Source organism: Lactobacillus sp. HBUAS51381 (assembly GCF_012641095.1).
Classification (GTDB): domain Bacteria; phylum Bacillota; class Bacilli; order Lactobacillales; family Lactobacillaceae; genus Levilactobacillus.
Genome location: NZ_JAAVSC010000010.1, coordinates 11,079 through 29,093, shown reverse-complemented (window position 1 = coordinate 29,093; position 18,015 = coordinate 11,079). Strand labels below are relative to the sequence as shown.

18 protein-coding genes are annotated in these 18,015 nt (G+C 50.8%); 12 read left to right on the top strand and 6 right to left on the bottom strand.

What is annotated here, in order from left to right:
* Nucleotides 1-239 precede the first annotated feature (239 nt).
* The 6 genes from HEQ50_RS05170 to HEQ50_RS05145 all read left to right on the top strand — a co-directional run bounded on the left by HEQ50_RS05170 (nt 240) and on the right by HEQ50_RS05145 (nt 6,411).
* Nucleotides 240-1,448, top strand: coding sequence for an NAD(P) transhydrogenase subunit alpha (locus HEQ50_RS05170; protein ID WP_168899461.1), 1,209 nt, complete (start codon nt 240-242; stop codon nt 1,446-1,448).
* Nucleotides 1,449-1,450: 2 nt separating this feature from the next.
* Complete coding sequence (locus HEQ50_RS05165) at nt 1,451-1,765, top strand: NAD(P) transhydrogenase subunit alpha (protein WP_168899460.1); 315 nt, start codon at nt 1,451-1,453, stop codon at nt 1,763-1,765.
* Nucleotides 1,762-3,180, top strand: a complete 1,419-nt coding sequence (locus HEQ50_RS05160; RefSeq protein WP_168899459.1) for an NAD(P)(+) transhydrogenase (Re/Si-specific) subunit beta — start codon at nt 1,762-1,764, stop codon at nt 3,178-3,180. The genes HEQ50_RS05165 and HEQ50_RS05160 overlap by 4 nt, the downstream gene beginning before the upstream one ends.
* 338 nt (nt 3,181-3,518) lie before the next feature.
* Complete coding sequence (locus HEQ50_RS05155) at nt 3,519-3,878, top strand: VOC family protein (RefSeq protein ID WP_168899458.1); 360 nt, start codon at nt 3,519-3,521, stop codon at nt 3,876-3,878.
* Nucleotides 3,879-4,077: 199 nt separating this feature from the next.
* Nucleotides 4,078-4,614 carry a MarR family winged helix-turn-helix transcriptional regulator gene (locus HEQ50_RS05150; RefSeq protein WP_168899457.1) on the top strand — a complete coding sequence of 179 codons (537 nt, stop codon included), beginning with the start codon at nt 4,078-4,080 and terminating at the stop codon, nt 4,612-4,614.
* Nucleotides 4,615-4,653: 39 nt separating this feature from the next.
* Entirely contained in the window at nt 4,654-6,411 is a 1,758-nt protein-coding gene (locus HEQ50_RS05145; RefSeq protein WP_211089219.1) for an ABC transporter ATP-binding protein, read from the top strand.
* A gap of 76 nt (nt 6,412-6,487) precedes the next feature.
* Here HEQ50_RS05145 and HEQ50_RS12955 read toward each other — a convergent pair whose 3' ends face one another.
* From HEQ50_RS12955 to HEQ50_RS05125, 4 genes are all read right to left on the bottom strand, one after another.
* A complete protein-coding gene (locus tag HEQ50_RS12955; RefSeq protein WP_168899455.1) occupies nt 6,488-8,245 on the bottom strand; it encodes a phosphatase PAP2 family protein in 1,758 nt (585 codons plus the stop codon).
* 233 nt (nt 8,246-8,478) lie between these two features.
* Nucleotides 8,479-8,793, bottom strand: a complete 315-nt coding sequence (locus tag HEQ50_RS05135) for a helix-turn-helix domain-containing protein (RefSeq protein WP_168899454.1) — start codon at nt 8,791-8,793, stop codon at nt 8,479-8,481.
* 22 nt (nt 8,794-8,815) lie between these two features.
* Nucleotides 8,816-9,649, bottom strand: a complete 834-nt coding sequence (locus HEQ50_RS05130) for a helix-turn-helix domain-containing protein (RefSeq protein ID WP_168899453.1) — start codon at nt 9,647-9,649, stop codon at nt 8,816-8,818.
* Nucleotides 9,650-9,727: 78 nt separating this feature from the next.
* A complete protein-coding gene (locus HEQ50_RS05125; protein WP_168899452.1) occupies nt 9,728-9,892 on the bottom strand; it encodes a hypothetical protein in 165 nt (54 codons plus the stop codon).
* A gap of 157 nt (nt 9,893-10,049) precedes the next feature.
* Between HEQ50_RS05125 and HEQ50_RS05120 the strand changes: the two genes are divergently transcribed.
* From HEQ50_RS05120 to HEQ50_RS05105, 4 genes are all read left to right on the top strand, one after another.
* Nucleotides 10,050-10,703: a nitroreductase gene (locus HEQ50_RS05120; RefSeq protein ID WP_168899451.1), complete on the top strand. Its 654-nt coding sequence runs from the start codon at nt 10,050-10,052 to the stop codon at nt 10,701-10,703.
* A 12-nt stretch (nt 10,704-10,715) separates the two neighbouring features.
* On the top strand, nt 10,716-11,339 hold the full coding sequence (locus tag HEQ50_RS05115; RefSeq protein ID WP_168899450.1) for an NAD(P)H-binding protein: 624 nt from the start codon (nt 10,716-10,718) through the stop codon (nt 11,337-11,339).
* A 146-nt stretch (nt 11,340-11,485) separates the two neighbouring features.
* Complete coding sequence (gene pcp / locus HEQ50_RS05110; RefSeq protein ID WP_168899449.1) at nt 11,486-12,115, top strand: pyroglutamyl-peptidase I; 630 nt, start codon at nt 11,486-11,488, stop codon at nt 12,113-12,115.
* Nucleotides 12,116-12,223: 108 nt separating this feature from the next.
* Nucleotides 12,224-12,874, top strand: a complete 651-nt coding sequence (locus HEQ50_RS05105; protein ID WP_168899448.1) for an MIP/aquaporin family protein — start codon at nt 12,224-12,226, stop codon at nt 12,872-12,874.
* Nucleotides 12,875-12,916: 42 nt separating this feature from the next.
* Here the strand turns inward: HEQ50_RS05105 and HEQ50_RS05100 are convergent, their stop codons facing one another.
* Together HEQ50_RS05100 and HEQ50_RS05095 are read right to left on the bottom strand one after the other, a co-directional pair.
* Entirely contained in the window at nt 12,917-13,258 is a 342-nt protein-coding gene (locus HEQ50_RS05100; protein WP_168899447.1) for an iron chaperone, read from the bottom strand.
* A 154-nt stretch (nt 13,259-13,412) separates the two neighbouring features.
* The gene (locus tag HEQ50_RS05095) at nt 13,413-14,258 is read right to left on the bottom strand and encodes an alpha/beta hydrolase (RefSeq protein ID WP_168899446.1); all 846 of its coding nucleotides are present in this window, start codon (nt 14,256-14,258) and stop codon (nt 13,413-13,415) included.
* Nucleotides 14,259-14,556: 298 nt separating this feature from the next.
* Between HEQ50_RS05095 and HEQ50_RS05090 the strand changes: the two genes are divergently transcribed.
* Together HEQ50_RS05090 and allB are read left to right on the top strand one after the other, a co-directional pair.
* Nucleotides 14,557-16,062 (top strand): putative allantoin permease, encoded by a 1,506-nt coding sequence (locus tag HEQ50_RS05090; RefSeq protein ID WP_168899445.1) that lies wholly within the window; start codon nt 14,557-14,559, stop codon nt 16,060-16,062.
* 2 nt (nt 16,063-16,064) lie between these two features.
* On the top strand, nt 16,065-17,453 hold the full coding sequence (gene allB, locus HEQ50_RS05085; protein ID WP_168899444.1) for an allantoinase AllB: 1,389 nt from the start codon (nt 16,065-16,067) through the stop codon (nt 17,451-17,453).
* Nucleotides 17,454-18,015 lie beyond the last annotated feature (562 nt).

Below are 18,015 nucleotides of genomic sequence, written 5' to 3'. Positions count from 1 at the left end.
TCATCACTTTTATTTGTGAATGTTAAAACTTGTTTCAGATTATCGTGCTGAATGAATTCGAAATTCAGGTGTTCGATTGGAAAAGATTTTTTGTGATTTTATGAAGATTGAGAGCACTTACTGCCGCGTAGAACAAAGAATTGTTGCTTGTGCACAAATACAACTGAAAGCATTGTTTTGTGACCCAAAATGCTTTATAGTTAACTTGTGAACAGCTTATCAAAAAGGGGATGTGTTGAATGGCAATTACCATTTCGGTTTTAAAAGAAGCTACTGGTGAAAACCGGGTAGCATTGTCACCGGACGTCGTACGTAAGCTCGTCAAGAATGACTACCAAGTGCTGATCGAACAAGGTGCTGGGGAACGGTCCTTCTATCGGGACGCAGTCTACACGGATGCCGGTGCCAAAGTCGTTGACCGCACAGAAGCGATTACGCAGGCAACTGTGATCGCCACGATTGCGCAACCAGATGATGCCGCTATCGATCAGATGAAGGCGGGGCAAACACTCATCGGATTGCTCGCACCATTGACAGACACAGAGTTCGTGAAGAAACTCGCTGCCAAGAAGATTAATGCTTTAGCATTTGAATTGTTGCCGCGGACGGTGTCTCGGGCCCAAACCATGGATGTTTTGAGTTCGCAGGCCAGTGTGGCGGGATACAAGGTTGGCCTGATGGCCGCGGATCATTTCTCACGGTATTTCCCAATGATGATCACCGCTGCCGGGACCGCCAAGCCAGCTAAGGTCTTGGTCTTAGGGACCGGGGTTGCCGGACTGCAAGCCATTGGGACCGCTAAACGGTTAGGGGCCATGGTTTCCGGCTACGATATTCGACCTGCTTCTCGTGGTGAAGTGGAATCGTTAGGGGCAACGTTCCTGACGACCTCCGTTTCCGCTACCGGTGAAGGGGGTTACGCGCGGCAACTGACTAAGGAAGAAACCGCACAGCAACAAGCAGAATTGGAAGGATTCATTGCCCAAAACAACGTGATCATTACGACCGCGCAAGTACCTGGGCGACGGCCACCACTGCTGGTTACTCAGAAGTCCGTGGACGAAGCCAAAACAGGCACGTTATTCATGGACTTAGCCGCCAGTGACTTGGGCGGTAACGTCGCTGGATCGAAGCCGGGTGAAACGGTCACCACGCCAAACGGCGCCGAGATCGTGGGCGCTGGCGATATGGCGAGTCAATTACCAGCTTCCGCTTCGGATATGTACGCCAAGAACGTGCAGGCCGTCTTAAACGACCTCAACAAAGACGGCGAATTGGTCTTCGATGTTGATGATGAAGTGGTCGGCGAATTGTTGGCAACCTATGACGGTGAAATTATTAGTAATCGGCTACGGTCGGTCATGGAACTGCCGGAACGTAAGCCAGCAGAACCGGAAGAACCTGAAACGCCGGCTGAGGATCAAGACGACGCGAAAGGAGCTGATTAGTGATGAGTGAAGAATTATTTACGAATCTCGCAATCTTTGTCCTGAGTTTATTGGTTGGATTTGAAGTCATGAGTAAGATTCCAGCTACTTTGCAAACCCCTATGATGTCCGGGGCCAACGCCATTCATGGTGTTGTTGTCGTCGGGGCCTTCGTCATTGCAGCGGAAGCAAACGGTTGGGTATTCTACACCTTAGCGTTCTTTGGCGCCGTGTTTGCGGCGATCAACGTTGCGGGTGGTTATACCGTAACCGATCGGATGTTAGGGATGTTTGACCGTAAGCCAAAAGCCAAGTCAGAGGGGGATGATTCTAAATGAGTACCCTACAAACGATTGCCTCTTTAATTTACTTAATTTCCGCCGTGTGCTACGTCTTGGGTGTGCACATGATGCGTTCACCAAAGACTGCGCGTAAAGGGAATGGACTCTCCGCCATCGGTATGTTTATGGCTGTTATTATGATTATTATCGAAGTCGTGGCCGATGGTAAGATTACCGCTACTGGTTGGATTGTCCTCATCGCCGGCTTAGCAGTCGGAATCGCATATGGGGTCGTTAAAGCACGTAAGGTGCCGATGACCGATGTCCCACAACTGGTTAGTCTCTTCAACGCCGTGGGTGGTGGTGCTGCCGCTGTTATCGGGATCTTCGATTACCTGATGAAGGGTGACGGGGTAGCCTTGAGCCTCGCGTTCTCAATTCCAGTCTTCCTTGACGTGATTATTGGGGGGATTACCTTCTCCGGTTCATTGATTGCGACTGGAAAGTTATCTGGGAAAGTTCCCGGAAAACCGATTACCTTCCCTGGTGCCAAATTGGTTAACATTATCGTGGTCTTAGGGATGTTGGTGGCCGCCTGGTTCATGCTGGCAACGCCAACGAATATCTGGTTCGTGGTTCTGGGCCTCGTGATGGCCTTGATCTTCGGGCTACTGATGACCTTGCCAATTGGTGGGGCCGACATGCCAGTTGTCGTTTCACTCTTGAACGCCTTTACCGGTTTGGCCGTTGCCTTTGCCGGGTTCGTTATCAATAACCAAGTCTTGATTATTGCCGGGGCCTTAGTTGGGGCCGCCGGGACGATCCTGACGCTACAAATGGCCGAAGCGATGAACCGTTCAGTTGCCAATATCTTAGCCGGTGGCTTTGGGACTGGCGACAGTGACAGCGGGAGTGCTGGTCCAGACGTACCGGTTGACGTGAAGGAAACGTCCGCCGATGATATTGGGCTACAGTTGGCCTATGCCCAGAACGTGATGATCGTGCCTGGCTACGGGTTAGCCGCAGCGCAAGCCCAACATGAAGTGGCCGAATTAGCCACCGTTCTGACGGAAAAAGGGATTAACGTTAATTACGCGATTCACCCAGTTGCCGGGCGGATGCCAGGGCACATGAACGTGTTGCTGGCCGATGTTAACGTCCCTTATGACCAGATGAAGCAGTTGGATGACGCCAACCCAATGTTTGAAAGTACCGACGTCTCCCTGGTTATCGGGGCTAACGATGTGACCAACCCACTGGCCCGTGAAAGCGGGAATGAAATCTCTGGGATGCCGATCTTGGACGTTGATAAGTCGAAGTCCGTTGTTGTCATCAAGCGGTCAATGAGTACCGGGTACGCAGGTATCCAAAACCCACTGTTCTCGCTGGATAATACGCAGATGTTCTTCTCCGATGCCAAGGTTGGGCTGCAAGATATTGTGGCCGCAACCAAGCAATATTTGGAAGACTAAGCATTAGGCTTAACAAAAGGTTCGCGAAACATTCCGTTTAACGGGGTGCTTCGCGAACCTTTTTAGTCATGTTAGGACTGAAGTGTGTCCATTTTAGTTGGCAAGGCTGGCCGGCGCTGGCTAAAAACGGCACAAAAAAGCCCTCATCAATCCGAGATGAGGGCACCAGTTGATCCATAGGTTGCATCTGGAATGTACAGAGCAACTGGGCAGGTGGGAACCTGCATTAACTAGTGTACGCGTCATGGTGGAGAATAGCTAGCACTATTTTTAATTGGCAACGATTTTATTTCATGGTAGCATGGGCGTAACCAAATAAATCAGTGGGGTGATTGGACATGCAAAAGATGCGGACAATGTTGTATGTAGACGATGTGGAACAGATCGTGCAGTTCTGGCAGGATAAATTGGGGGCCCAAGTGGTTGAAGTCAACGCTTTGCCCGATGATTCAGAAAACATCGTGGTGACGGTGGCTCCTAACGTGGAGTTATCGTTCTTTGCGAAATCTTTTATTCGGCAGTATTCCCCAGAGGTCTTAGATAGTGGGACACCGTCGCTGATGTTCTTTAGCGATGACTTTGAAGCCTTGCACGATCGGTTAACCACGGCAGGAAAGATTGTCGACAATAATGGGACGCCGACCTTTAACTTCCGTGATCCAGAGGGCAATTATTTTGCGGTTGGGAAAGCAAAATAGCTAGGAAATGACGAGCGATGCTGGTGGGCACCGCTTTTTTGGTGAAAAATTCTAGGACGAAAAATGCTGATATAGCGGTAATCAGCATTAAAAAACGACGTAGTTTGAAATTTAGTTAGCTATTTAGTTAGCTTTAGTTTACAAAAACTAACTATCATGCTAATATAATCAGCATCAAGAAACCAAGGAGGACCTTAAAATGACAGATAGTAGTCGTGATTTATTAAAGAGCTTCGGCAAATTACTTCAGAATCGAGCCTTTCTGATGGCCGTGGGACAGCAGGCCGGGATGGGTGGCCATGGTGACGGCGGTCCTGGTGGCCGCCGCGGACAGGGAAAGCTGCTTAAGGTGCTGGCCCAGTCGCCTCACGGGTTAACCAATGCTGAGATTGCCGAAATCTTAGATATTCGGCCTAGTTCTGTGAGTGCCACCATTAGTCGGTTGGTCGATGCCGGTTTTGTCGAACGGATTCCCAGCGCAACGGATAAGCGGGCCGTGATTGTGCGGCTAAGCGATAAGGGCAGGGACCTCTTTGCCCGGTACGATGAACGCGTTGATTCTACGGCCGACGACCTATTTGGGGGGTTAACCCCGGATGAACAGCAGCAGTTGGACCAACTCCTAACCAAACTCGCCCATCAATTGGATGACTTGGATTGGGGAGATTACATGGGGCACATGCAAGGCTGGCCCCACCGTGGCATGGGCGGCATGGGTCGCCACCCGCATTTTTAAATTTCGTAATACCGGAGGCAAAGAGAGATGGAACGAGGAATGGTAGCGCCACGAGCCGCGAAGAAGCGGCCAACTGGTAAGTTTGATGTTAAAGGCTTTTTACATTTAATTCGGCAAACGAAGCCGAAATACTGGCAGCTCTGGGTCGGTTTATTTCTAGGACTGATTGCCACGGGGGCGCAATTGGCCGTCCCCAAGCTGGCACAGTCGCTGATTAACGGCTTGGGCCACGCGATGAATCGGCCGTTGTTGATGGGGGTAGTGTTACTATTCGTCATCAGTGCCGTGGTCAGCGCCGTATCGGGGGCCTTGTTGGGGTTCTTTGGCGAAAACGTCGTCGCCCGATTGCGGGCCACCCTCTGGCAAAAGCTGGTGCGGTTACGCGTCAGTTATTTCGATAACGTCAAGACAGGAGAAATGACCTCGCGGCTGGTCAACGACACCATGCAAATCAAGAACCTGCTGGCCAACTCATTCCCCCAGATGGTCACGTCAATGCTTCAGTTGGTGGGAGCCCTGGTCATCATGTTGCTGATGGATTGGCGAATGACGGCCATTATGTTTATTGCCGTACCCTTGGTGATGCTGGTGATGTTGCCGATCATGCGGCAGTCCAGCAAGATCGGTCATCAGCGACAGGATGCCATGGCAATGTTTAGTGGTGAGACCGATGAAACGCTCAGTGAGATTCGTTTGGTCAAGTCTTCCAATGCCGAAAATTATGAAACACAAACGGGGAACCAACAGATTCAGGATCTTTACCGTATTGGGTTACGGGAAGCCATTTACGATGCCATCGCTAGCCCCATCATGACGGCCAGCATGTTGGCCGTGTTTGTTGGCGTATTAGCTTACGCCGCGGTGCGGGTCTCCGCGGGAACCATGAGCATGGGGACGATGTTTTCCTTCATGATGTATCTCTTCCAGATTATTGGTCCGGCCGGTACCTTGGCGCGGTTCTTTACGGATCTTTCCAAGGCGAATGGTTCAACGGAACGGGTACGTGACCTATTGAATGAGCCTGAAGAAGCCCTGATATCGGGGATGGCACAGTCTGTTAGCCATGAGACGTTAGCCATGACGCACGTTGACTTTGCCTACGAGGACGATGGGCAGCCAGTTCTTCATGATGTTAGTTTCGAAGCGAAGCCGAATACGGTGGTCGCCTTTGCCGGACCATCCGGCGGCGGAAAGTCAACGATTTTTGGATTGCTCGAACGGTACTACCAACCGCAAAGTGGCCAAGTTACAATTGGAGGAGCGGACGTACGGAACTTCAATCTGAGCGATTGGCGGTCCCAAATTGGGTACGTGAGTCAAGATTCGGCGATTATGGCGGGGACTATTCGGCATAATCTAACCTATGGGGCCGATCGGGACTACACCGATGATGAGCTCTGGCGTGTCTTGCAATTAGCCTCCGCCGATGGGTTTGTCCATAAGATGGCGGAGGGGCTAGATACCCAAGTTGGCGAACGGGGCGTCAAGGTCAGTGGCGGCCAGCGCCAACGCCTGGCCATTGCGCGAGCCTTTCTTCGTGACCCGAAGATTCTGCTGTTAGACGAAGCGACTGCCAGTCTGGATTCCGAGTCGGAAGCCATGGTGCAACAGGCCCTCGCTGAATTGATGAAGGGTCGGACCACGTTAATCATTGCCCATCGTTTGAGCACTATCATTGATGCCGATAACATTTACTTTATTGAAGATGGTCGGGTCAGCGGGCAGGGGACACATCACGAATTGATGAATAGTCTGCCGTTGTATCGGGACTACGTGAAGATTCAATTTAAAGCGTAAAACTTACCAAACGTGTCTGAAACGACGTCACCCCAATTCGGGATGACGTCGTTTTGGTGAACTCGTTAGACGCAGGTTACTTAGCTAATTTGACGGCGTGTTGGGTGTAAACCACGTGCCAGCCCTTAGGTAAGCCTTGGACATGGGTAAATTTACCGGTGTGTTTCTGGTAGGTGACGAGTTTAGCGTTCTTCTTTAAATGACCTTGCGTTAGTTTCAGCGTGCCACTTAATTTAGCCGTTTTCTTGATGGTCAGATGACCAGCACGGCTGAGACGTAGCCGACTGTACTTGCTTTGTTGGAACTGTCCGCGGATCGTCACCTTAGATTTGGCTAAGGCCAACGTACCCTTGGTGAGCTTAACGTTGCCGGTTCCTAATGCTTGCGAATTAGCGACTTGAAGCGTGCCCCCCTTTAAAGTGGTCCCGCCGGTATAAGTGTTGGCGCCGCTCAGTGTGAGTTGACCGGAACCGGCTTTAGTGAGCTTACCAGTGCCGCCAATTTGGTTCTTCCAGGTGTCCTTGGCGTTGAAGGTTCCCTTCTTAGCGTTCATGTTGACGGTGACGTTGTTCAGAAATGCACCATAACCGTTAGCGGCCGAGAAGAGGTCGAGACGGCCCCAACCCTCTTGATCGTCCATTCCCGGGTAACCAGAAGGCATCCCGGTGGTGAAGAGCACGGCCCGTCGTTGCGTCGCGCTTAAGTAAGGTAGTCTAGTGGCCAACAGGACCTCGGCGCCCTTGGGAACCCGCATCGCTTGGTGGGTATCCCCGGTTTGGTCAAAGCCGTAGGTCATCCGGTAACGGTAGTCCTTTCGATTCTTCTCGTAGTTCTTGAAGTCGTCTTGGGCGGTCGTGTCTTTGCTGCCTAAGAGATCAGTGGATTGGGCGGCTTGATAACCGGCTTTGGCGATCGCTTGGTTGGCGGGATCGTTTAGTACCGCAGCGGCAATGGCTGTCCCCGTCATGCGTCCGCCCATGACGGCCAACGGTGAGTGGCGACCGGCGATGATACGGTCGTAGCCCACTTCGGAAGACCGGGTGATGAGTTCTTGGAAACGTTGTGGGAGCGCGTAAGCAAAGGCCAAGCCACTATCAAAGGCGGCGGTGGTGTGTCCGCTGGGGAGATCAAAGGAATCGGGTTTCGCGTGAGCCATAATTTCTTTAATCACCGGTAGAGGTTTGACCGCTGTGCTTAAACGATAAGGCCGGGGCATGGCCACATAGTGTTTGGGTGAATTAATACCGGAGTAAGGTGACCCTTCGGCAACGTTAACGAGCTTAACCAATGCCCCCAGCTTTGAATCGGGTGACGCCCAAGTAACCTTTTTAGGACTGTAGTCGGCTGGTAATGGTGCGCTGGGCATGGACGTGTAGTTGGTTTGTGCGTTCGCATTTTGACTGAAGGCCGGTGCATAGGGCCCTAATCCTGAAATCAAATTGTAGCGCAGATCCCGGCGATCGGTGAAGTAGGATCGCTCCCCCTCGCTGGTCGAGCGGTTTTCCGTGACCTTAGCCGATTTTGCAAGATTCAGATCAATCATGGCGCGATCGACGACCTTACCGTCGCGCCAGTACTTGGTGAACCCATTGATGACACCGATGACGGGATCGGTGGTGGGAGTCATGTAAGTCATGTTGTCGAGGTTGTGGTGATAGCCATCGACCACATAACCGTAGTCCGCCTCGTGGGGTTGCAAGAGCGCCGCCACGTTGGATTGACTGGCTTTCTTGGCACTGGCAGTCGTCACGTTGGTTACGATGGGGAGGGTAACAGCAACCAGTGAGAGCATAACCGCCGCGCGCTTGGACCAGGTCCGTTGTCTAATTTTCATGAAAATACCTACCTTTCAGGATTAAGGATTCGTTTTCATCTTTTGTTACAAACCCAGCATACCCGATTTGAATCACGCTGTCAGCAGGCTTAGGCAAACCCATACAGGAACCATACCAAATTAATACATGGTGTTCGCTCTGGTCGTGACGACCGATAAATTTCCTTGTAATGAGCCGTTTTCATAAGGTTTGCAATAAAAAGGACGACCCGAATTTCAGATCGTCCAGTCGGCTAAATGGCCAAGTTATTTTCGAGGGTATCATTGCCCCAATCTTCTAATTCTAAGAGAATTTGGTGGAACATCTTGCCGTTGGCCGTCAGACGATAACTGTAGTCGTCCTCAGGCAGTGTTTCCACGAGTCCCCATTCCGTTAGATGTTTCAGCCGAAGCAGTAGGTTAAAGGTTGAAATGCCCCGGACAGTCACGCGTAGGTCCATGAAATCCGTGGGGGCGGGTGCGAGTTGATACAAGATGAGCGCATACCAGCGTTGATGCAGGATCTCTAGGCCGAGCTCGCTACCGAGGTTGAGTTGGGTTAAAGCCATCAATCGTCATTCCTTTCAGGGATTATAATTGTAAGAAGTTAAACAGCCGGTAGCTCAATCGCAGGCCAAACGTCCGATCGGGATCATCGAAATCAACGTCAATGAGGTCGGTAATCTTTTGTAGCCGTTTAGTGAGGCTGTTGCGATGCAGGTGAAGTTGTGCGGCGGTGACGCTGATTTTACACTCGTTTTCCAAAAATTCGAACAGGGTCTTAAAGAGCTCGCTATGGTGTTTCCGATCGTATTTTTGGAGCAATAGGAGATGCGCACACATCGTGTTTCTTAGAAGGGGCGCATTATCAACCTGCGATAAAATGATGTAAATATTGTATTTTTGCGTCGAGTTCAGCACGGTTAGCGTGCCTAATTGCTGAGCAATCTTGGCGGAACGCACACAGATGTCACGGAACTCCGCCGTCTTGCTGACATCGTCGTAACCGTCGGAGATGAAGAAATAGTGGTGAAAGAAGGTGCCGAGATGCGTGAGTTGGGCACGATACTTGGGGAGATCCTGGGCGTTCAGCAAAAAAGTGAGACGCTGATGGTCTTCGGCGAGGGGGAGCGGCGCCACGAGATCACGGAGCTGTTGAATGAAGGCGGGCTGATTGGTGGCACCCGCCTCAGGGGTAACGGTCACACAGACCATTTTATCAGCCAGTAGAGGCTGCAACATCGTGGTATCGGTCTGGGCAGGATCGCTGAGCAATTTTCCCAACAGACTGTTAACTTCACTCTGGTTTGGATTCAGGGCGTACCGGTCGATGAAGCTATTCATCACCCGAATAGCCAACTGAATCTGATCCAGCGCAACGGGGTAGCCCTTGGATTGGGACGTAAAGAGGTACCACGTATTCAAGGCCTGGGGATTGACGATATTGCGAATGAATTCCTGTTGACCGTGGCTATAGCGTGGCGCATTGGTCGTGGGGTCTAGTCAATCGGTCGGGATCTGCGCGAGGGGGGAGTGCCCACTGCTAATGATGCGGCCGGATTGGTCGGCCAGAATTACGGCCTGATCGAGGTAGGTGGCGATTAAATTGGTGAGGTCATCAATGGTCGCGCACTGAATAGATTTGAGGAGCAACTCGTCTTTTTGCATATTGTGGATTCTCCTTGGTGTGCATAATGCACATTGAAATAATGAAACGGTGGGCAACTTCGCCCTTGTGAGGTAAACATTACCGATGGTATAGTTAGGCCACGTTGAACGTAAGCATATCATTTAGTGGGCATATTGTCCACGAGGAGGTCATTGAATGGATTTTAAAACGATTATTCAAAAGCGTCATGCGTCACGTTTCTTTACCAAACAACCGGTTGACCCCGATGTTCTGAACGATATCATCACCGATGCCAAGCGCGCACCGTCTTGGGCCAATGCCCAACCGTGGCAGGTCGTGATTGCGACCGGTGAGACGTTGGCCCAGATTAAGGCCGAGCACTTGGATCGTAGTCGGCGGGGTGTCGCTGGCAATACGGATATGGCGGTGGCCCACCGGTCTGAATGGGCGCCGGCTAGTCGTCAGAACATTGCCACGTTTAATGACGAATTGAATCGCCATTTAATGGCCCAGGATGCGCAAGCGACCTATGGCCAGTCACAAGACCAATTGTTCAATGCCGCCGCGTTGGTCTATCTGGTCTTGCGCGAACCCGTTAATGACTGGGCCATCTTCGATCTCGGGGCTTTTTCTCAAACGTTGATGTTGAGCGCCACGAATCACGGTGTTGACTCGATTCCGGCGTATGAGCTCATTCGCTACCCAGATGAATTACGGAAACGGTTTAAGTTGGATGAGACCCACCGCTTTATTATGGGCATTGCGCTGGGGTATCAGGATCAGGCAGTCATCAACGATTTTCGCTCCAGTAGGGTGGCGAATGCTGACTTTTTGACGATTAAGGACTAGGAGGATGGCTTTATGAAAATTTTTGTTGTCGGCGCGACTGGCCGGATTGGTCGCTTGTTGGTTGAACAACTCCGCCAGGCCGGCCATGAGGTGTTTGCTGGTTCTCGCCAGGCTTCGGCTGGGGATGACCATGCGGTTGCCTTCGATCTGCACGATCAGCCCCAAACATTGGCGAAGGCGCTTCGGGGCATGGCGGCTGTCTATTTCGTTGCTGGTTCCCGTGGGCGGGACCTCTTACAGACGGATTTAAATGGCGCGGTCAATGTGATGAAAGCAGCCGAGCTGGCTGGAGTTAAGCGATTTATCCAACTGAGCTCTGCCTATGATCTACAACCTGAGCGGTGGTCGGAAGGTTACCTTAAGGGGTTGACGGACTATAATATTGCAAAATATTTTGCGGATGATTGGCTGATTCACCGCACAGATTTGGACTATACGATTCTTCAACCAGGCGTGCTGACCGAAGCCCCCGCAACCGGTTTAGTTAGCTTGGATGAGGAAACGTTGGGTGAGAATCCGTTAGCCGACGTCGCCACCCTGTTAGCTGACTTGGTCGATGCGCCTCAAACCAGCCGTAAGGTCATCATGATGAAGAGCGGTAAAACGCCCATTGCCACGGCTTTAGCCGCAATTTAATCAAAACGATAGAAAAAACAACTTGAACATGGGATACAAGGTGGTTAGCGCACTAGCTAATGACCGCGTATCCCACGTTTTAATAGACGCAATCGGCGTTGCAAACGCGATCCAATAGCGCTAAATTTAAACGAAGAGGTGGTTTGATGAAAATTTTAGTGACGGGCTTCGATCCGTTTGCTGGTGCGACGATTAATCCGGCGATTGCTGCGGTCAATCAGTTACCGGACGAGATTTCCGGTGCTCAGATAATTAAATTAGAAGTGCCCACGGTCTTTGACCAATGTGCGGTGGTGGTTCGCGAGGCCCTCATTCGTGAGCGACCCGACGTGGTATTGAGCATTGGCCAAGCGGGCGGCCGGGCCGCGCTCACACCGGAACGTGTGGCGATCAATCTCAACGACGGTCGCGTGCCAGATAACGCGGGTCAGCAACCGGTCGATCAGCCCATCCAGCCCACGGGTGCGGCCGCCTACTTCACCCAACTACCAGTTAAAGCGATGGTGCGGGCCATTCGCGCGGCGGGCCTTCCCAGCCAAGTGTCGACCACCGCGGGGACTTACGTCTGCAATCATTTGATGTACCAGGTGCAGTACTTACGGGCTACGGCGTTTCCCACGTTACGGGCCGGCTTCCTCCATATTCCGTTCTTGCCGAGTCAGGTCACCACCCAGCCGAATCAACCGTCGCTATCGTTAACTGATGATGTTCGGGGGATTACGGCCGCCATTACAGCGATTGTGGCGAACGATGACCCCACGGACAATTTAAAATGAGCACCATCAATTAAACGAGTTGTTAATCAACCGGTGTATTGGTGGCATGAATTTATTATGTATACTATAATGGAACGGTTAATAAGAGAACTGATAGGAGGAATCATGATGCAGAAATATACTGCAGAATTTCTAGGCACCTTTATGTTGGTGTTCCTAGGGACGGGGGCCGTAACCGTCGCTGCCGGGAGTACACTAACGATTGGCCTGGCTTTTGGGCTAGCCATTACGGTTTCGGCCTATGCCTTCGGTGGTATTTCGGGTGGCCATTTTAATCCGGCCGTTACGACCGCGATGCTCATCAATCGCCGTATTTCGGGGAAGGATGCCCTCTGGTACGTCGTGGCCCAGGTACTTGGCGCAACCGCAGCTTCAGCTATTATGAAATTATTCGTTAGCGGATTGGGTCTGGCAACGAATCAGTTGGGTCAAACTGATTTCCCCAAAATATCTATGGGCTTGGCCTTCTTCGTTGAAGCCCTAGTGACCTTCTTATTCTTACTGGTCATCTTAAATGTGACGAGTGACCGCCACGGTAATGGAGACTTTGCCGGGGTCACGATTGGGGTGACGCTGGGCTTCCTGATTATTGTGGCCCTGAACCTGACGGGTGGGTCGTTGAACCCCGCTCGGTCGTTTGGGCCAGCCGTCTTTGCCGGTGGCAGTGCGCTATCACATCTCTGGCTCTACATCTTGGCCCCGGAAGTTGGCGCTATCCTGGCCGCTTTTGTGGGTCGGATGATGGGGAGCGAGGACTGAATCGATTAAAAAATGATTGGCCGATTGGGGCCAATCATTTTTTTAATCTTGGATTTCAGCCAGCTTGAACCGGACCATCTTGGCGATCAGTTCGGCCGGCAGGGGTTTATTGTAGTCAAATTGGACGGCCCCCTTAGAGTACTTGTACCGGCCTTCGAGTTCGTCTTCGAATGCGGCAATCGGCGTGTTGGTCGGGTAGAACCCCAGGTGATTCTTCATCGGGGCGAAATAAACGATGTCTTTTTGCTGATGAAAGGCGGGCATGCCATAGCTCAGCGTTTCGGTGGCGTCTGGCAGGAGTGGCTTGAGAATCTGATACATGGCAGTTAACTGCGGTTGTTGCTTTGCATCGGCTGTCTCGATATAATCTGTAATGACGGTCATGAAAGCGCCTCCTCAAATAGGTCGGTGGTCCTGTTTTGAGCTTAGCATAGTTGCGGCTAAGTTGCTTACGTAAAACGTTTTACGCTACCTAAATAAACCAGCTGGACGGTTCGGCCCAGCTGGTTTAACATTCTGAAATTAGGTGGTTGCTACGCTAGGCCGAGGCCCGAATCGCCGACGTTGCTGCGGTAACGAAGGCGATAATTTGGTCGTAGATGGCCAGATTATCGGGCGTGACTTCCCGGTCGAAGTCGTGTTCGGCTTGGGAAACGGGGATGAGCTTGGCGTCCGGTAGGTGTTTAACGGCATCCGTCGAGGTCGCAAAGGGCACGTCGGGGTCGTCGGTGCTGTGAATCAGCAACGTCCGGGGGAAGCCGTGTAGATCGGCCGGTGTTAAGGAGAAACGCTCAGCGTCCCGCATACTGGGCAAGAATTGACTGAGCCAAGTTCCAAACTGGCGGCCGGAAACGTACAGTGGATAGCGATCCTTCATTTCACCGGCGACTAAGGGCTGTCGTTGAATCATCGCTTGAGCAGCCATCGGTAAAACCTTAGGGAAGTCGTCATAGAACCCGGATGGCATTCGGAATTCGGGATAATCCAAACGAGAATAGCCATAGAGATCAATGAAACCGTCCGCTTCAAAGCCGTCGTGTAGCAGTAAATAGCAGAGATAGGCGCCGGCTGAGCGCCCCATCAGTATGATGCGGGATGGGCTAGGTAATTTGTCCACCATGACCTGCAGCGATTCCCGTAAGACGGGCAGAATCACGTCAACTTTGACCTCGGGCGCTAATAAGTAGTCAAATGTAACGAGCTCAATTCCCGCGTCGACGAAGCGCTGAATGTAGGCCAAAGGCAGATCATCACGCTGACCGAATTCCAGGCCCCCGCCGTGTAGGTAAAAGACGGTGGCGGTGGCCGTGGTATCAGGCGTATAGCGGGTCGCATTGAGCGGAATATCATGATAGGTGGTTAAAGAAATCTGAGTAGTTTTCATCGGACCTACACTCCTTCTAATAATTGTAATCGTTTTCATTGTAACAAATTTTTGGCCGGCAAGGTGACAAATGAAAATGTTTTTCTGGTCATTTTGAACAATGCTCCTCGAAAAGAAACCGCTTACAATGGGTGATGATAAATAGTTAAGGCCTAACTGACAAGCACCCTTGCTTGTACCTGATCGGAATCCTTATCAGTTCGCGCGGACAATCATCTCTGAGGACTTTAGGACGTAGCCGTTTATCGAGACTATTCTGCAACGAAGGTGGTTATTACATTCGTAAGGGGTTTTGAAGGTGAAAACGAACGAGTATGAAGTAACTGAGCAGCAAATTGCAACGTTCAAAGAGCGCGGCTACAACGATGACTTACTACCCAAGACCGGCGACAAACGTAATATGGGGATTGGGAACTTCTTCACCCTGTGGATGGGGTCCATTCACAACATTCCTAATTACGCGGCCGTTGGTGGCTTCTTATTCTTGGGCCTCTCACCGCTTAACGTCATGATCGCCATATTCTTGAGTGCTTTCTTCGTCTCCGCATTCATGGCCATTAATGGGATCGTTGGCTCCAAATACGGCATTCCCTTTGCCATGCACCTTCGTTCGGCCTATGGCAACCTCGGTGCTAAGCTACCAGGATTCCTGCGTGGCTGTGTCGCGGCGATTGCCTGGTTTGGGTTACAGACGTATACGGGTTCTCTAGCTTTGCTGATTATGATCGGTAAGATTTGGCCGGGCTTCCTCGATATTGGGGGATCGACCAAGATTCTAGGAATCAGTATTCCCGGCTTAATTTCATTCACCATCTTCTGGATCTTAAACGTTCTGGTTGGTTTCGGTGGCGGGAGCATTTTAAATAAGTTTACCGCGATTTTAAGCCCACTGATTTATGTCGTATTTGGTGGCATGGCAATCTGGGCAATCTGGGGTGCCGGTGGGTTAGGACCAATCTTGTCCTACCACATCAACGCAACCTCCCATGCCAATCCGCTTCTGGTTTACTTTATCATTTTCAACTCTGTTATTGCCGTTTGGGCAGCCCCTGGGACGAGTATCGCGGACTTTACGCAAAACGCCAAGTCCACGAAGGCCCAGGCCATTGGCCAAACGTTAGGCTTATCGGTCGGTTACCTGATCTTTGCTTTCACCAGTGTGGTGATTCTGATTGGGGGATCTATTCATTACAACATCCAGGAATGGAACGTTTTGAACATTATCGAACGGTGGGACAGCTTACCCGCAATCTTGATTTCAATGGCCGTCTTCTTACTGACCACGATTTCAACGAATGCCACCGGGAATATTATCCCAGCCGGTTATCAATTGACGGCGCTGTTCCCGAAGAAGCTCAATTACAAGAGTGGTGTGATCATCGCTAGTATTATTAGTTTCCTGATTATGCCGTGGAAATTGATGGAAAACTCAGACAGTATCTTTATCTTCTTAAATGGGATTGGGGCTGTCTTAGGACCAGTCGCTGGGGTCATGATTGCCAACTACTTCTTCATTCATTACCGGCATGAAAATCTAGATACCCTGTATATGGATCTGAATACCGGGAATAAAGAGATTCGTTATCATGGCGTCAATAAAGAGGCCTACGTTGCGACAATCTTAGCTCTCATATTGTCACTCAGTGGTCAATTTATTCCAGCCGTCAAAGTTATTTCTGATTTGTCATGGTTTGTTGGATTTATCTCTGCATTCCTGATTTACCTAGGGTTAAAGAAAATGGTGTCGAAAAAAGAACCGGCAACACTTAACCAGAGTTTAAACCAAGATATAAAGGAGGAATAAACATGAGTCATGAATTAGTCATTAAAAACGGGTTGGTCATCCTTGAAGGTGGCGAAACCCACACTGATGTGGCTGTCGACAATGGTAAGATTACAGCAATCGGTGAAAACCTGAATGGTAGTAAAATTGTTGACGCCAAGGGCTTAATTGTAAGTCCTGGGATGGTTGATGCCCACGTACATATTACCCCAATGGGTGGTGGGTACCGGGATCAATGGGAAGGCTATGTCACTGGAACGGCATCTTGTGCTAAAGGTGGGGTCACGTCCTTTATGGAAATGCCTCTGAACCAAGTGCCAGCAACGGTGGATGGCAAGACCCTTGAAGAAAAGTATTCACACAAAGATGAATTAAAAGTGGATGTTGGCTCATTTGGTGGGTTAGTCCCATCGAACTTAAAGGGTGGCATTCAAGAATTGGATGAAGGTGGCGTTGCGGGTTACAAGTGTTTCTTAGCAACCTGTGGGGACCGTTCGATCGACGGCGACTTCGAAAACGTCGATGACTACTCCCTTTACGAAGGGATGAAGCAGATTGCCAAGACGGGTAAAGTCTTAGCCATTCATGCCGAAGATGCAGCCATTACCGACCGTCTGGGTGAAATCGCCAAGGCGGAAGGCAAGACCACGTTGGCCGATTACGTCGACACCCGTCCAGCCTTTACCGAAGTCATGGCCATCAAGAAGGCCATCTTCATGGCTAAGCAAACCGGTTGCCGGATTCACATCTGTCACGTGGCTTGCCAAGAAGGTGTCGATGCCGTTATCCAAGGTCGCGCTGAAGGTGTTGACGTGACTTGTGAAACCTGTGTTCACTACCTGTACTTCGCTAAGGACGAATTGGACGCCATTGGTGCCGTGGTTAAATGTTCACCACCAATCCGCGAACAAGCCCAACAAGACGCCTTATGGAAGCGCGTTGAATCGGGTGCGATCAGCTTCGTGACGTCCGACCACTCACCATGTACACCAGACCTGAAGGATACCGACAACGCCTTCGATGCTTGGGGTGGGATCTCCGGCGTTCAAAACGATGTTGACGTGATGTACGACGAAGCCGTTCAAAAACGCGGCATGTCCTTAACGCATTTCGCTCAAATCATCGCTTCCAACCCAGCCGACCGGTACAACTTGGATGACAAGGGCCGGATCAGCGTGGGCAAGGATGCTGACTTCGTGCTGATCAAGCCAAACGCGCCTTACACGTTGAAGGCGGAAGACTTGGAATACCGGAACCAAATCAGCCCATACATTGGCCGTGAAATCGGTGCCCAAGTGATGCAAACCATCTTACGGGGCCAAACGATTTACAGCAAGGAAGCGGGCGTAACGTCTGCCTTCCCTGGCCAATTTATCGAAAAAGCAGCTAAGCGGGTTGCCCAAACGGTTTAATTTAAGCGATTTAAGCGCTGGCTTAACTGACAAAACGACTTGTTTTCGACTTGACTCGAAACGAGTCGTTTTCTTTTGTCATGGCTGCTTGGGCACTTTGCTAAAGAGTGAAGTGGAAGTTCTGCTGGAAACGACAAACAGCGATAATTATCTGGCCGTTGTGTGTTAGACACCTTGCCGTTCACCAAATTTGGCCTGTGATCTTGTTAAGATGCGCCAAGATAAAGCATGTTTTGGCCTTCAATTTGAGCTAAAACCGCTGTTGGGTGACCATTTACTTGTCAATCACTGAGTGCCCATTTAGTTCACTCGTGGCTACCTGAGTATTGGAAAAACTAGTGTAGGTGAATGTTGCCATTCCGGCGATACGATCAACCATTTAGAGTTTATATTCTTCGTAACCGGAGGCGGCCAGAGATGAAGGTAGCCGTGACAGCGCTGTAAGCTGAACCTCAGCTTACAGCGCGGGACGTGTTTGGAGACTGACGCGCTTTGTCAGGCTTCAAACCGAGCCGGAGGACCGCTTTTCAGGCCGCAGGCGGTCCCCACAGCGCCGAAATCT